The organism is Streptomyces sp. cg36 (assembly GCF_041080675.1).
Lineage (GTDB): Bacteria > Actinomycetota > Actinomycetes > Streptomycetales > Streptomycetaceae > Streptomyces.
This window is the reverse complement of record NZ_CP163520.1, coordinates 2648253-2663112: the sequence shown is the minus strand read 5'-3', so window position 1 is coordinate 2663112 and position 14860 is coordinate 2648253. Positions and strand designations below refer to the sequence as shown.

Below are 14860 nucleotides of genomic sequence, written 5' to 3'. Positions count from 1 at the left end.
GCGAGCGAGGCGGGCGGCGGGCGGAGGGCCAGGACCCGGACGGCCGGATCGCCCGCCCGGGGAGCCGGGGCCGCCGCGCTCCTCGGCGCCGCGGCGCTGCTCGGCACCGCGATACCCGCGGCCCAGGCCGCACCCCCGGCGCAGGCGCCCGCCGCCGAGGTGATCCCCGGCACCGGCACCGAGACGCCGTCCCTCGTCGACGGCCTGCGCGAGAGCGCCGACGCCGGGGCCGCCCCGGCCGACGCGGCCCGCGCCCACCTCGCCGCCGAGAAGGGCCGCTACCGCATCGCCGCCCCGGCCCGCGACCTCGCCCCCGTACAGACCCTGAAGCAGGGCGACGAGGAGACCGTGCGGCTCCAGCAGAAGCACCGCGGGGTCGAGGTGCTCGGCGGGCAGTACGTGGTGCGGATGGAGAAGAAGGACGGGCGGCGGGTCGTCACCGGCACCTCCGGCAAGTACTTCACCGGGCTGACCGCCCCCACCACCGCGACCGTGGCCGAGGACCTCGCCGTGCGGCGGGCCGTCTCCTCCGTCGCGGCCCGGCTCGGCGGCGCCACCCTGGGCAAGAAGGACGTGCGGCGCGCCGAGGGCGCCAAGTCCGCCGCGGCGGCCTCGCTCAGCGGCCGGGCGGACGGGCTGGTCGTGATCCCGCGCGGTCCGGGCGTCCTCACCTACCGGGTCACCGTGCGCGGCACCGAGCCGGGCACCGGACGGCCCGTCCTCCAGGACGTGTTCGTGGACGCGCGCGCGGGCTTCCCCGTCCTCCAGTACAGCCTGATCCGGACGATGACCCCGCAGCGGGCACCGGCCGGGACCGCGGACGGGGCCGCGCCGGGGGCCGACGGGCGCCCGGCACCGGCCGCCACCACCCACCCCGGCACCAGCGGCACCGGCGTCAAGTACGGCGGCGCCCAGGTGCCGCTGAACATCTACTACGACGACGCGGCGAAGCAGTACAGCCTGATCGACTACGCGCGCATGGCCGCCACCAGCAAGAACACCCTGCACACCTGGGACGCGCGGGCGGTCGACGTCGACGACGCCTCGGGGCGCTGGCCCGACGGGCTCAAGGAGTTCACCAGCGCCGGCCCCGACTACAGCGGCGACGCCACCGAGTCGGGCGCGGTCGACGCGCACTGGGCGGCCGGGCAGGTCTACGACTACTACAAGAACGTGCACGGCCGGGACAGCCTGGACGGGCGCGGCATGACCATCAACTCGCTGGTCGGCGTCACCTACGGGGGCGGCCCGTTCGTCAACGCCTTCTGGGACGGCCAGAAGATGGTCTACGGGGCCGGGGACGACCAGTACAAGACGCTCTCCGCCGACCTCGACGTGGTCGGCCACGAGATGACCCACGGGGTGGTCGAGAACACCGCCGACCTGGTCTACGCGGGCCAGTCCGGCGCCCTCAACGAGGCGCTGGCCGACTACTTCGGCAACGCCATCGACGTCACCGCCAGCGGGACGCGGATGGACGACCCGGACTCCGGGCTCCTCGGCGAGGACCTCTGCCGCACCGCCAAGCCCCGCGAGTGCGCCTTCCGCGACCTCAACGACGGGCGCACCACGGCCAAGGACTACCTCGGGGTCTCCTTCGGCACCGACAACGGCGGCGTCCACCTCAACTCCACGATCTTCTCCGGCGCCCTGTGGGACATCCGCCAGGACCTCGACCCCAAGGACCCCTTCCTCGCGGACCGGCTGGTCTACAAGGCGCTCTCCACGTACATGACCCCGCTCGACGGCTACACCGAGGCCCGCAACGCGATCGTGGCGGCGGCCAAGGACCTCAAGCTGTCGGCGAAGCAGCTGAACACCGTCAAGCGCTCCTTCAACGCCCACGGCATCGTGCCCGGCTGGGAGAACGCGCTGGGCGTCGACTCCGACCGGCTCTTCGGCAAGCTCAACATCGCCGGTACGGGCACGGCGGCGGGCGGCGGCTGGTGGGCCACCTCCAAGTCCAACGACGACGGCACCGAGGCGTACTCGGTCTACGCGGGCCGGGTCGACGGCCGGGGCGCGGCCAGGCTGATCAGCCCCAACGACGGCCGCTACCACGTGTACCCGGCCACCGACGGCAAGACGGTGGTGTGGGCCGCGTTCGGGACGAGCAGCGTCGACATCCTCTCCCGCCCGGTCACCGGCGGGCCGGTCAGGACGCTCTACACCTCGACCACCAACGTGCAGAACCTGCACGTGGAGAACGGGACGGTGGTCTTCGAGACCTTCGACCCGTTCGGCGGGCGCCACGTCGGATTCCTCAAGCCGGGCGACCGCGAGCCGACCTGGGTGGACGGCGGCAAGTACTACCTGGGCACCGCGCTGCCCTCGCTGAAGGACGGGAAGATCGCGTACGCCAAGCTCTACCCGGGCGAGAACGACTACCGCATCGGCACCGAGACGTACGACCTGGCCACCGGTGCCACGCACCTGGCCCAGCAGCTCGGTGAGCCGCAGGCGGTCGGGCAGACCGGGATCAACGGCAAGAACGTGTTCTGGCTGGCCGACGAGAACACCGCCGACCAGGGACAGATGGCGGTGCGCCGGGCCGGGCTCGACGGCACCGGCGCCAAGGACATCAGCGCCGAGTCCGGCAGCGCCGCGCTCATCCCGTTCGACCTGACCGCCTCGGACGACGCGGTCACCGTGAACACCCTGCTCCCCGACATCCAGTACCGCAATGAGACCCTGCCCAAGCTGTGGCAGCTCAGCACCGACGGCAGCCGCAAGGAGCGGCTCTCCTGCAACCGCGGCGAGCAGCTGTACCCGTCGGCGGCGGCCGGGCGCCAGGTGGTCTGGCTGGACGGCACCACCGGCTACACCGACCTGGTCACCCGGGAGCGTCCGGCCGGCACCTGCTGAACGCGCGACCGCCCGTGCCCCGTAATTGAGCCAAAGGGCCCCCGGCACCCGGTGCCGGGGGCTCCGGCCCACAGGGGACTGGGAAATACTGTCCCGTCGGGACAGCCGTGGGATGGGAGCAGATGTGCACGGTCCGGACCAGGAGTTCCTCGCACTCGAACGCGAGCTGGCGGTGTTCCTCCGGCGCGCCCGCGCGTCCTCGGGGGAGATGGCCAGGGCGGTCCACCCGGAGCTGGAGGCCGCGGCCTACGGGCTCTTCGTGCGGCTGGAGGAGGGCGGACCGCAGCGGGCCACCGAGCTCGCCGGGTACTTCGGCGTGGGCAAGGCGACCATGAGCCGCCAGCTGCGGGCCCTGGAGGACCTGGGGCTGGTGGCCCGCGAGCCGGACCCGGCCGACGGGCGCGCCTCGCTGGTCCGCCTCACCGGCGAGGGGCTGGACCGCTTCCGCCGGGTCCGGGACGCCCGCCGCGCCCAGTACGTCACCAAGCTCGCCGACTGGGACCGCGCGGAGGTCGCGGAACTGGCCCGGCTGCTGCACCAGTTGAACGCGCGGGCGGACATGAAGGAGCCGGGTCAGAGCTCCACGTAGACGGCGGTGGCGTCGTCGTGCGTCTTGCCGCGGCCCAGGTGGCGGCGGCCGGTGTCGGCGAGCTCCAGCTCCCGCACCCGGTCGAGCAGCCCCTGCGGCCCGGCCTTGCGCACCAGCGCCAGGCACCCCGCCCAGTCGCCCTCGTGGAACTTCTCCACCCAGCGGGTGGCGCCGTCGGTGAGCGCGGCCAGCGCCCGCACCTCCCCGGCCGGGGTGCGCCCGGTGACGGCCCGCGCGGCCACGGCGGGGTCCGCGGCGGCGGTGAAGAAGCCGCCCTCCTTGTTGCGGGCCAGCGCGTCGGCCACCTCGTCGCTGACCAGCGAGGAGCGGGGCACCCGGTCCAGCCGGTCGTCCAGGACCGCCCGCACCACGTCGTCGGGGGATTCGAGCAGCAGCGCCGAGTCCGAGAGCACCAGGTGCTCCACCGCCTCCTCGTCCCAGCGCGCCAGGACCACGGTGGCCTGCGGGGTGCGGGGGTGAGAAAGGTCACATGTGCCGCGGTGGGCGTCGGCGGTGCGCCTGATGGACTCGGCGAGGATCCCGGTCAGCGGTATGTCGCGCCGCGAACCGGACAGTTCGGCCAGGGCGCCGCCCAGGCGCGCGGTGAACCAGGGTACGTCGTGCACACAGTCGCCGTTGCCGGGCGGCGGGGTGACCCCGTCGAGCACCACCAGCGTCCCGCCCCGTCCGGCCGCGGGCAGCGCGGTCGCGGCCCAGTCCTCGTTGGGGCGGGCGGGGTCACCGGGGGCCGTGGCGAGTTCGATGCGCATGCGGCCAGTCTGCACGACGGCTCCACAGGGCCTCCATGGCCGCCGAATTGGACTGGACCAGTGCTCCCGACTGGCGTTCCGTCAGGGGCGCGCGGGCCTCGGGGAAGCTGTGGGCGGGCATCCTGCCAAAGCCCGCGCGGAAGTTCCAACCGGCCCCGCACGGGAGCGGGGGCGGGCATTCCGCGGGAGTTGAAGGTCAACTCCTGAGTGTTGTTCACTCGTTCGGGTGGCGGGGTGGATGTTGCATGCCTCCTTCCCAAAACCACTGGAATGGTCGGAAGCCGCGCAGGGGTGAGAGGCGTCGCACAGGACGCGGGAGACGCATGATGGGTCGTCACCTCGGCTTCATGGGTGGACGAGTCAGGATTGAGAGCACCGGTGCAGAAGAAGCGGCCTCGGGGCAAGGGCGGCGCAGCAGCCGAGGGCGCCGGGGGCGCCAAGGACGCCGTGGGCACTGAGGGCGCCGCAGCCACCGTGCGGGTGCGCCGCCGGCTGGTGGCCGGGGTCGCCGTCGTCTCGCTGACCGTGCTCGGCGCGGGCGCCCCCGCCCTGCTGACCGCCTCCTCCGACCTCAACGACTCGCAGAACCTGGTCACCCTCGCCGAGCTCGACCAGCAGGCCGTCACCCTGGCCCACGCGCTGGCCGACGAGCGCGACGACGTCACCGCGTACATCGCGGCCGGCCGCGACCCGCGCGCCGGCGGCGGGCTCAAGGAGCGCGCCACCCGGGTCGACCGGCGCATCGACGAGATGCGCGACACCGCCCCCGCCGCCCTCGGCCGCGACCTCGCGGGCGTGCCGTCCGTGCGCCGCACCGCCCTCACCGGCAAGGGCACCGCCCTGGAGGCGCACCGCACCTACTCCGACGTCATCGCCAAGCTCCTCGGCCTCGCCGACGAACTGGCCGACCGGACGCCGCCGCGCGCCGCCGGGATCACCCGCGCCCCCGCCGACCTCGGCCGCGCCGTCGAGCAGGCGTCCGCCACCCGGGGGCTGCTGGTCGCCGCGCTCTCGGTCCCGTCGAAGTCCACCACCCCGGTCTACGACGCGCTGACCGGGCGGTACGTCGTCAAGGACGCGCCCGACAGCGACGAGGCGCGCACCCGGGACGCGCTGAGCGCCGCCGGGCAGCAGGCCCGGGTGCGCGAGCAGGCGGCGCTGGCCGACTTCGACCAGGCGGCCCCGGCCGCCGCCCGCGAGAAGCTCTCCACCACGGTCACCGGACCCGAGGTGGACGCGGCCGAGCGCTATCTGGCCCGCCTCACCGACCAGCCCCAACTCAGCGCCTCCGACCGCAAGTTGGGCGCCGACAAGGTCGCCGCCGCGCTCAGCGCGCGGATCGAGCGGATGCGCGGCACCGAGTCGGCGCTCGCCACCGCCCAGGTCAAGTCGTTCGAGTCGCTGCGCGACGACGACGTCACCGATCTGGAGATCAAGGTCGCGCTGCTCGGCGCGCTGCTGCTGATCGCCGTCGGCGTCTGTGCCGCCAGTGCCCGCAGCCTCACCCACCCGCTGGCCGTGCTGCGGCGCGGCGCGGCCCGGGTCGCCCAGGCGCCCGAGACCGAGGAGCCGGTCGGCTACACGGGCCGGGCGCGGGAGTTCGCCGAGGTCGTCCGCTCCTTCAACACCCTGCACGGCCGGGTCCGCGAGCTCGGCGCCCGCGCGGACGCCCTGGGCGCGGAGCTGGACGGCGCCCGCTCGGGCCAGGCCGCCCTCGCCGCCGAACGGGCCCAGCTCGCCGACTCCGTACGGGAGTTGACCGCGCAGCTGGAGCGGGCGCGCGGCACCGTGCAGCACACCTTCGTCAACCTCGGGCTGCGCAGCCTCGGCCTGGTCGAGCGCCAGCTGGGCATCATCGAGGGCCTGGAGGAGCGCGAGCAGGACCCGGACCAGCTCGCCACCCTCTTCAAGCTCGACCACATGGCCACCGTGATCCGCCGCCACGGCGAGAACCTGCTGGTCCTCGCGGGCGCCGAGCACCACCACAACCACCCGGGCCCGGTCCCGCTCGTCGACGTCCTGCGGGCCGCCGTCAGCGAGATCGAGCGGTACGAGCGGGTCGTCATCCAGGCCATCCCGCCGCACGCCCAGGTCGCCGGGTTCGCCGCCGACGACCTCAGCCACCTGATCGCCGAACTGCTGGAGAACGCCACCTCGTTCTCGCCGCCGGACGCCCAGGTGCAGCTCTCCGGCTGGCAGCTGGAGAACGGCGAGGTCATGCTCTCCGTCCAGGACGAGGGCATCGGCATCGGCCCGGCCCGGCGCACCGAGCTGAACATCCGGCTCGCCGACCCGTCCGGCCACGAGCCGGGGGAGCCCGGCACCGACGCGGGCGGCCTCGGACTGCACGTGGCCGCGCTGCTGGCCCGGCGCCACGGCGTGCGGATCGAGCTGCGCGAGCAGAAGCAGGGCGGGGTGGCGGCCGTGGTCGTGCTGCCCGAGCCGATCCTGCCCGCGACGCCCCCGGCCGTCCCCGCGCACCCGGTGCCGGTGGCGGGGGACGCGCCCCGGTTCACGCTCCCGGGCGCGCTGGCGGAGGCGAACTCCAACCGGCTGCCCGAGCGGACCGAGCGCACCGCGCAGATCCCGCTGCCCGTACGGCCGGAGGCGGCGCAGCCGGAGCCGGAGCCGCAGTCCGCACCGGAGGCCCGGCCCGAGCCCGCGCCGGAGCCGCGCACCCCGAGGCAGCGCACGCCGGAACCGGACGCGCACGAGCGGATCGACGAGCCGACGTTCGAGATGCGGCTGCCGGACCCGGAGCGCGCGCCGAGGCCCGCGCCCGTGGCGGACCCGGAGCCGGTGGCGGAGCCCGGGGCGGCGCCCGCGGTGGTGGCGCCCGAGGGGGAGCCCACCGTGCCCGCCCAGCGGCTCACCGACAAGGGGTTGCCCAAGCGCACCCCGAAGGTCGTCCGGGCGGGCGCCGCCGCGCCCGCCCCGCGCAAGGGCGGCGCCGAGGCCGCCGACGCGCTGCGCCGCAGGCTCGGCGGGTTCCAGCGGGGCGCCCTGGAGGGGCGCCGGGACGCCGAGAGCGAGATCCAGGAAGCGCACGGCGAAGAGAAGAAGGCATCCAGGCCACAGACGGGGGAGACAGTCGAGGAGGCACGCAGTTGACTGCGACCGGCACCGGCACGTTCGGACTGAGCAGCGAAGCCCGCAATCTGCACTGGCTGTTGCGGAATCTCGTCGAGGAGGTGCCCGGGCTGCTGTCCGTCGCGGTCGTCTCGTCGGACGGCCTGCTGCTGCTCTCGTCCGACCCGGACCAGCGGCAGAACCGTACGGCACCGCGCACCGAGGGCCCGCGCGGCTCCAGCGCCGACCTCGCCACCATCGTCTCGGGCATCGGCAGCCTCACCCACGGCGCCGCGCTCCTGATGGACGGCGGCGGCGTCAAACAGACCATGGTCGCGATGGACCGGGGCAGCGTCTTCGTGATGGCGATCAGCGACGGCTCGCTCCTCGGTGTGCACGCCACACCGGACTGCGACATGACGGTCGTCGCGTACCACATGGCGCTCTTCGTCGGACGCGCCGGACATGTGCTCACCCCCGAACTCCGCAGCGAGCTGCGCCAGTCGATGGAGGCCGTCCAGTGACCTCGTCCGCCCCGAAACTCCCGATACGCGGCGCGGGCGCGAAGGCCGCGCGGGTCCGCCCGTACTCCCTGACCGGCGGACGCACCCGCTTCGGGCACGTGCTGCTGGTCGAGACGTTCGTGGCGGCCATCGAGGCGCCCGAGGAGCGCAAGGCGCTCGGCGGCTCGCCGCTGCGGATGATGCCGGAGATGCGGGCCATCGTGGAGGTCTGCCGGGCCATGCGCACGGTCGCGGAGATCTCCGCGCTGCTGCGGATGCCGCTGGGCGTCGTCCGGGTGCTGCTCAGCGACCTGGCCGACCAGGGAAGGATCCGCGTCTACGGGACGGGGCACGGCTCCGGCCGGCCCGACCGCGCACTGCTCGAAAGGGTCATGAGTGGACTCCGCCGCCTCTGAACTCCTGGCGCCCGAGGCGCTCGCGGCGGCCGACGAGCCGCTCCAGCCCTGGCAGCGGGACCGCACCCGGGCGCCCATCGCCACCAAGGTGGTGGTCGCGGGCGGCTTCGGCGTGGGCAAGACGACCTTCGTCTCCTCGGTCTCCGAGATCACCCCGCTGCAGACCGAGGCGGTGATGACCCAGGCCAGCGAGACCACGGACGACCTCACCGCCACCCCGGAGAAGAACACCACCACGGTGGCCATGGACTTCGGCCGCGTCACGCTCGACGACGACCTCGTCCTGTACGTGTTCGGCACGCCCGGCCAGCAGCGGTTCTGGTTCATGTGGGACGACATCGTGCGCGGGGCGATCGGCGCGGTGGTGCTGGCCGACACCCGCCGCCTGTCCGACTGCTTCCCGGCCCTCGACTACTTCGAGAGCTGCGACCTGCCGTACGTCGTGGCGGTCAACCACTTCGAGGGCACCGAGTCGTTCGAGCCCGAGGACGTCCGGGAGGCGCTCACGGTGGCGGAGCACATCCCCGTCGTGATCATGGACGCGCGGGACCGGATCTCGGTGGTCGAGTCGCTGCTGAGCCTGGTCGGGCACGCGCTGGCGGCGCTGCCCGAGTAATCCGTCACCACCCGCCGCACCCGCCCACCCGCGTCCACGCGTACGCACACGTATCGGAGAAAGCTCGCATGCGGAGAATCCTGATAGTCGGAGCCGGGCAGTCCGGACTCCAGCTGGCCCTCGGACTCCAGTCGAAGGGGTACGAGGTCACCCTGATGTCCAACCGCACCGCCGACGAGATCCGGTCCGGCCGGGTCATGTCGACGCAGTGCATGTTCCACACCGCGCTCCAGCACGAGCGGGACCTGGGCCTGAACTTCTGGGAGTCGCAGGCGCCGCGCATCGAGGGCGTCGGCGTCTCGGTGGCCGCCCCCGACTCCTCCCGCGCCGTCGACTGGGTCGGCCGCCTGGACGGGTTCGCGCAGTCGGTCGACCAGCGGGTCAAGATGGCGGGCTGGATGGAGACGTTCGCCCAGCGCGGCGGTCAGCTGGTCATCCACGGCGCGGCCGTCTCCGACCTGGACTTCTTCGCCCGCACCTACGACCTGGTGCTGGTGTCGGCGGGCAAGGGCGAGCTGGTCTCGATGTTCGCCCGCGACGCCGCGCGCTCCCCGTACGCCGAGCCGCAGCGGGCGCTCGCCGTGGCGTACGTGCACGGGCTCCAGCCGCGCCCGGAGCACCCCGACTTCGACGCGGTGCGCTGCAACCTGGTGCCCGGGGTCGGCGAGCTGTTCGTGATGCCGACGCTGACCACCTCGGGCCGGGCGGACATCCTCTTCTGGGAGGGCGTGCCCGGCGGCCCGCTGGACGTCTTCCAGGGCGTGAGCGACCCGGGCGAGCACCTCTCGCTGACCCTGGAGCTGATGGAGCGCTTCACGCCGTGGGAGTACGCGCGCGCCACCAAGGTCGAACTCACCGACGCGGGCGGCACCCTGGCGGGCCGGTACGCGCCCACCGTCCGCAACCCCGTCGGCCGGCTGCCCGGCGGCGGCCTGGTCCTGGGCGTGGCCGACGTGGTCGTCGCCAATGACCCGATCACCGGCCAGGGCTCCAACTCGGCCTCCAAGTGCGCCGCTTCCTACCTCGCGTCGATCGAGGAGCACGGGGACGGCGCGTTCGACGAGGCGTGGATGCACGCCACCTTCGAGCGCTACTGGGAGACGGCCGGGCCGGTCGTGAAGTGGACCAACGCCATGCTCGGGGTGCCGCCGGAGCACGTCCTGCAGCTGATCGGCGCGGCGGGCGGCCTCCAGCCGGTCGCCGACCGCTTCGCCAACGGCTTCGACGACCCGGCCGACTTCGAGAACTTCTTCTTCGAGGAGGAGAAGGCGAAGGCGTACCTGGCGGAGGTCGCCGAGGCGGCCGGGGCCCAGCCCTCCGACGCCTGACGACCCGCACCCGTCACCCGCCCCTCCCGCGCCTAGACCTCCGGCGCGGTCTCCGTGTCGTTGCCGGTGTCCGGGCCGTCGCCCGTCGCGCCCGGCGGGAGCTTCGGGGGGCGGTAGGTGCTCAGCGGTCCGGCCGTCGGGTCCGGGCGGACCGCGCCGAGCAGCGGGTTGGCGGCGATCGGGGAGACCTTGACGCGGGCCCCCGGGCGGGGCGCCTGCACGACCAGACCGTCGCCCAGGTACATCGCCACGTGCGTGGCCTTCGGGAAGTACACCACCAGGTCCCCCGGCCGCAGCGACCGCAGCGGCACCCGGGGCAGCTCGGCCCACTGCTCCTGGCTGGTGCGCGGGATGGCGCGGCCCGCGTGCGCCCACGCCTGGGAGGTGAGGCCCGAGCAGTCGTAGGAGCCCGGCCCCTCGGCCCCCCAGACGTACGGCTTGCCGAGCTGGCCCACCGCGTACCGCAGGGCCTGCTCGCCCTCCTCGGACGGTGCCCGCACCCCGCTGAGCGCCCCCGTCGCCAGCAGCTCCCGCTGGGCCTTCGCGGTGCCCTCGCCCTCCAGCCGGGCGAGCTCGGCCAGCTGGTCCAGGCTCAGCGAGGCGAGCAGGCCCTCCACGTCCTTCAGCCGCGCCCGCACCTCGTCCCGCGCCGTGCGCTGCCGCGCGGCCAGCACCGTCTGCTCGTCCAGCGCCTTGCGGGCCGCCCGCGCCAGCCCGTCGGCCTGCTGCTCGCTGCGGGCCAGCCGCGCCAGGGTCACCCGGCGCTCGTCGGCCGCGCGGCGCAGCAGATGGCCCTGGTCGAGCGCCCCCTGCGGATCCCGGGCCAGCAACAGCTGGAGGTACGTGGAGAGTTCGGAGCGGCCCTGGTACTGCTCGCGCGCCAGCCGGCCGGCCGCCCGGCGGCTCTCGGCCAGCGCGGTGCGCGCCCGGGCGAGACCGGCCGCCACCTTCTTCTCGTCGGCCCGGCGCACCTTGAGCCGCTCCTCGGCCGCGTTGTACGTCTCGGACGCCTCCTCGGCCTGCCGGTAGAGCGTCTGCAACTGCGTCAGCAGCGTGGCGACCGAGCCGTCGGGCGGAGCGGGCGCGGCGTGCGCCGCCGGGACGGCCGACACCAGCGCCGCCACCACGAGCGCGGTCGCGCACACCGAGCGCGGAGTTCTGTCTGACACGTGCTCACCTCCGGTCGGATGGTGGCACGGTGAAACGGGGGAAAGCCTGCGGAGATGGATGAACGGTGCAAATCCGTCCCCCGTACGGAGGCAGCCCGGTGAGGCCGCTTGCGTCCGCCGCCGCGACCTGCTGCCGGGGCCCGCCCTACGCGACCGGCAGCGCGTACAGCGTCGTCCCGTGCCACACCACCACGGTGTCGGCGCCCGCCACCACGGCCCGGTAGACGCCCCGGTCGGGCGAGGTCTCCTTGGTGCCCGCGTCCTGGAACTTCCACAGCCGCTCGCCGGAGGCCGCGTCGAACGCCGTGACCTGGAACGGGTCGAGCGCCAGGACCGTACGGCCGGAGGCGCTCACCGTCGCGCGGGTGTCCACCGGGCCGGTCAGCGCCAGGTCCGTGGCGCCCACCCACCGCTCCTTGCCGTCCGCCGTGTCGAGCGCGGCCAGCCGGGTGCCGTTGTCCGGCGCGTACACCACGCCCTTGCCCGGCTCGGGCGTCGCGTAGAGCGTGCGGCCCTTGCCGCGCTGCCAGCGCTGGGCGGTGGAGGCGAGGTCGAACGCCTGGAGGCCGCCGCCCGCCGTGGTGAGCAGGGTGCCCTCGGCCGTGAGCGCCGCCGCGTCGTCGGGCAGCACCGCGCCGTACGAGCGGGCCCACAGCTCCTTGCCGGTCTTCGGGTCGAGCGCGAAGAACTGCGCGAGCACCTGCTTGGCGCCCTTGGGCGGGCTGGGCGCGGCCCGCCGGGCCACGAGCTGCCCGCCGTACAGGGTGGCCCACTCGTACGTCTCGCCCCGGCCGAGCCCCCGGCGCCACAGCAGGGTGCGGGTCGCGATGTCGTACGCGTACAGCGAGGTCTCCCTGCCCGCCGTCGCCGTGAACCACACCGTGGTGGCGTCGTGCGCGCGGATCTGCGGGGAGCCGAGGCCCGGCGCCAGCGAGCCGTACGCCACCTGCTGACGCACCGCGCCGTCCGCCACCGCGAACCAGACGAAGCCGGTGGGGCCCGCGCCGAACGCCACCCCCGGCCCGGCGGGCTGGAGCTGGGCGAGCCCGGCGAGCTCCGGCCGGTTCCACCGCTGGACGCCGGAGGCCAGGTCGACGCCGGTCGGGGAGGCGCCGGGGACCACCAGGACCGGGCCCTGGGCGAGCGGGGTGCCGAGCAGCCGGCCGCCGGGCACCGCGTACCCCCAGCGCGCCACCGGCGGCGCTCCGGGCACCGGGCGCGGGCGGGCGGCGGGCTTGGCGTCGGCCACCGGCTCGGCGCCCTTGGCGTCGTCCCCGGTGAACGCCAGCACCCCGGCCGCGCCCACCGCGAGCCCGGCCGCGGCGGCGAGCCCGGCCGTCAGCAGCGAGCGCCGGTCGGCGGCGAACCGGGGTCCGGGCACCCGCGCCGGCGCGGTGAAGGACGGTCGCGGGGGAGCGGTGGGAGGCGCGGCGGGCGCGGGCGGCGGGGCGGGCGCGGGCAGCGGAGCCCCGCCCGCCGGGAGCGGCACCCGGTCGGACACCGGAGCCGCGGCGCCCGGCAACTCCCCGGCCCGCGCGGCCCGTTCGGCGATCGCCGCCGCCACGCGCGGCGGCAGCCAGTCGCCGGAGACCGGGGCGAGGCCGCCGGGCACCAGCTCGGCGGCCACCTCGGCCGGCGTCGGGCGCGTCCCCGGGGTCTTGGCCAGACAGCGGCCGAGCAGCGGGCGCAGCGCGGCCGGGACCGGGGTGAGTTCGGGGACGGAGTGCGCGATGCGGTGGGCGGCGGCGTCGGCCGGGCCCGAGTCGAACGGGCCCGCGCCGCCCGCCGCGTAGGTGAGCAGCATGCCCAGCATGAACACGTCGGCGGCGGGCCCCGGCCGCTCCCCGGCGACCTGCTCCGGCGTCAGATAGCCGACCGTCACCCCGAGCCGGCCGCCCTCCCCGGCGCTCGCCGCACCGGCGGCGCCCAGCACGCCGAACGCGGTCACCAGCGGCCCCTCGGCGGTCAGCAGCACGACATCGGGGGCCAGGCCCTGGAACGCCTCGCCGGTCACCGCGTGCGCCCGCTCCAGGGTGCCGGCGAGCGCCGCGCCCAGGGTGCGCACGGCCGCCTCGGGCAGCGGGCCCGCCAGGGCGACCGCCTCGGCGAGGGTCAGCGCGGCCGTGAACGGGGTGGCCAGCCACGGCAGCCACTCCTCCGGGCCGGTCGCGAGGACCGGCGCCACCCACGGCCCGGCGAGCCGCTCGGCGGCCAGCGCCTCGGCGCGGAAGCGGCTGCGGAAGGCGGGCAGCGCGGCCAGATCGGGGCGGGCGGCGGTGACGCAGACGCCCCGCCCGTCCGCCCCGTGGGCGAGGTAGACGCGGGCGGTGCCGGTCTCGCGCAGTCTGGCCCGCATCCGGTACGGACCGAGCTCGCGCGGTTCCTCGGCGGTCAGCGCCTCCATGGTTCAACTCCCCCTGCGGCACGGCGTGGACCAGCGAGCCTATCGCGCCACGGGGGCCGCTACGCGCGCGGCCAGGGCTTGCTCCACGGCCAGCGGCGCGGCTCGCGGCCCTCGGGGGCGTAGGTGTACTTCCAGCCACGCGGCAGCCCGAGCCGCCTGCTGTGCCCGGCGGGCTCCAGCCGGTAGGCGTGGACGGTCGGCGGGCCGCCGTCGGCGTCCGGGACCGGGACCTCGTACCACTGGGGCGGCTTGCCCGTGGGGCCGATCAGGACGGGCAGGACGCGCCCGTCGAGGGGCCCGCCGACAAAGAGGGTGTTCTCGCTCTGCACGCCTTCAGTGTCACACCCGTACGCCGCACCGCGCGCGCGTCACAGCAGGTGGGCGGTGTCGGTGAGCAGCGGGAGCACCCGGCGGGCGAGCAGTCCGGCCGGGCCGTCGGCCGGTTCCATGGCGAGCGCCGCGCGCACCACGGCCGCCGCCTGCGGGTCGGTGGCGGCCGTCGCGGTGAGCAGCGCGACCAGGTGGTCCACCAGCCAGTCCCGCAGTTCGGGCAGCGGCGGCTGCTTCTCCTCGTCGAGCCAGATGAGGGAGGCGGCCTCGACGGCGGCGATCCAGGTGCGCACCATCAGCCGCAGCCGGGGGCCGGGCGCACGGACCTCCAGGTGGAGCAGGATCTGCTCGGCGGCGGCCCGGCGCACCTCGTCGACTATCGCGGTGGTGCGGGAGGTCTCGGCGACGCTGCCGCCCTGGAGCAGCGCGGAGAACCCGGCGTCGTGCTCGTCGACGAAGGCGAGGTAGCGGTCCAGGGCGCGGGTCAGGCGCTGGGTGAGCGGACCCGACTGCGGCTGGGCGAAGCACTGCTCCAGCTCGTCGGCGGCGGACCGCAGCGCCGCCTCGTACAACTGCTGCTTGCCGCCCGGGAAGTAGCGGTAGACCAGCGGGCGCGAGACCCCGGCGGTCTCGGCGACGTCGTCCAGCGAGACGTCCTCGGGCGCCCGGTGCGCGAAGAGCGACAGCGCCGCGCCGAGGAGCTGGGTGCGGCGCTCCTCGACGCTGAGCCTGCGGTACGCGGGGGTGGCGGCCGGAGAGGTCATACGGGCAGCGTAATCCCCGTACCGGCGCTTGAACCCG

Annotated in this window: 12 protein-coding genes; 7 read left to right on the top strand and 5 right to left on the bottom strand. The window is 75.1% G+C overall.

Annotation, left to right across the window (positions count from 1 at the left end):
• Positions 1–111 precede the first annotated feature (111 nt).
• Positions 112–2865 (top strand): M4 family metallopeptidase, encoded by a 2754-nt coding sequence (locus AB5J87_RS11695; protein WP_369383481.1) that lies wholly within the window; start codon positions 112–114, stop codon positions 2863–2865.
• A gap of 112 nt (positions 2866–2977) precedes the next feature.
• Positions 2978–3454 carry a MarR family winged helix-turn-helix transcriptional regulator gene (locus AB5J87_RS11690; RefSeq protein ID WP_369376374.1) on the top strand — a complete coding sequence of 159 codons (477 nt, stop codon included), beginning with the start codon at positions 2978–2980 and terminating at the stop codon, positions 3452–3454.
• Here the strand turns inward: AB5J87_RS11690 and AB5J87_RS11685 are convergent.
• On the bottom strand, positions 3439–4224 hold the full coding sequence (locus tag AB5J87_RS11685) for a hypothetical protein (protein WP_369376372.1): 786 nt from the start codon (positions 4222–4224) through the stop codon (positions 3439–3441). The genes AB5J87_RS11690 and AB5J87_RS11685 overlap by 16 nt on opposite strands.
• Positions 4225–4602: 378 nt before the next feature.
• On the opposite strand from AB5J87_RS11685, the gene AB5J87_RS11680 reads away from it, so the two are divergent.
• The 5 genes from AB5J87_RS11680 (at position 4603) to AB5J87_RS11660 (ending at position 10156) form a co-directional block, all read left to right on the top strand.
• Complete coding sequence (locus AB5J87_RS11680) at positions 4603–7335, top strand: nitrate- and nitrite sensing domain-containing protein (RefSeq protein WP_369376371.1); 2733 nt, start codon at positions 4603–4605, stop codon at positions 7333–7335.
• On the top strand, positions 7332–7817 hold the full coding sequence (locus tag AB5J87_RS11675; RefSeq protein WP_369376370.1) for a roadblock/LC7 domain-containing protein: 486 nt from the start codon (positions 7332–7334) through the stop codon (positions 7815–7817). The genes AB5J87_RS11680 and AB5J87_RS11675 overlap by 4 nt, the downstream gene beginning before the upstream one ends.
• Complete coding sequence (locus tag AB5J87_RS11670) at positions 7814–8212, top strand: DUF742 domain-containing protein (protein ID WP_369376369.1); 399 nt, start codon at positions 7814–7816, stop codon at positions 8210–8212. The genes AB5J87_RS11675 and AB5J87_RS11670 overlap by 4 nt, the downstream gene beginning before the upstream one ends.
• Positions 8193–8828: an ATP/GTP-binding protein gene (locus AB5J87_RS11665; RefSeq protein ID WP_369376368.1), complete on the top strand. Its 636-nt coding sequence runs from the start codon at positions 8193–8195 to the stop codon at positions 8826–8828. The genes AB5J87_RS11670 and AB5J87_RS11665 overlap by 20 nt, the downstream gene beginning before the upstream one ends.
• A gap of 68 nt (positions 8829–8896) precedes the next feature.
• Complete coding sequence (locus AB5J87_RS11660; protein WP_369376367.1) at positions 8897–10156, top strand: styrene monooxygenase/indole monooxygenase family protein; 1260 nt, start codon at positions 8897–8899, stop codon at positions 10154–10156.
• A gap of 32 nt (positions 10157–10188) precedes the next feature.
• Here the strand turns inward: AB5J87_RS11660 and AB5J87_RS11655 are convergent, their stop codons facing one another.
• The 4 genes from AB5J87_RS11655 to AB5J87_RS11640 all read right to left on the bottom strand — a co-directional run bounded on the left by AB5J87_RS11655 (position 10189) and on the right by AB5J87_RS11640 (position 14823).
• Positions 10189–11325, bottom strand: a complete 1137-nt coding sequence (locus AB5J87_RS11655; RefSeq protein ID WP_369376365.1) for an NlpC/P60 family protein — start codon at positions 11323–11325, stop codon at positions 10189–10191.
• A gap of 145 nt (positions 11326–11470) precedes the next feature.
• On the bottom strand, positions 11471–13729 hold the full coding sequence (locus AB5J87_RS11650) for a PQQ-binding-like beta-propeller repeat protein (RefSeq protein WP_369376364.1): 2259 nt from the start codon (positions 13727–13729) through the stop codon (positions 11471–11473).
• Between the two features lie 59 nt (positions 13730–13788).
• The gene (locus tag AB5J87_RS11645) at positions 13789–14058 is read right to left on the bottom strand and encodes a hypothetical protein (RefSeq protein WP_369376362.1); all 270 of its coding nucleotides are present in this window, start codon (positions 14056–14058) and stop codon (positions 13789–13791) included.
• A 39-nt stretch (positions 14059–14097) separates the two neighbouring features.
• Complete coding sequence (locus AB5J87_RS11640) at positions 14098–14823, bottom strand: TetR/AcrR family transcriptional regulator (protein WP_369376360.1); 726 nt, start codon at positions 14821–14823, stop codon at positions 14098–14100.
• Between the last annotated feature and the right edge of the window lie 37 nt (positions 14824–14860).

Coding starts and splice junctions, on each gene's coding strand:
- AB5J87_RS11685 (WP_369376372.1), bottom strand. CDS start 4,224: ATGCGCATCGAACTCGCCACGGCCCCCGGTGACCCCGCCCGCCCCAAC.
- AB5J87_RS11640 (WP_369376360.1), bottom strand. CDS start 14,823: ATGACCTCTCCGGCCGCCACCCCCGCGTACCGCAGGCTCAGCGTCGAG.
- AB5J87_RS11650 (WP_369376364.1), bottom strand. CDS start 13,729: ATGGAGGCGCTGACCGCCGAGGAACCGCGCGAGCTCGGTCCGTACCGG.
- AB5J87_RS11660 (WP_369376367.1), top strand. CDS start 8,897: ATGCGGAGAATCCTGATAGTCGGAGCCGGGCAGTCCGGACTCCAGCTG.
- AB5J87_RS11690 (WP_369376374.1), top strand. CDS start 2,978: ATGGGAGCAGATGTGCACGGTCCGGACCAGGAGTTCCTCGCACTCGAA.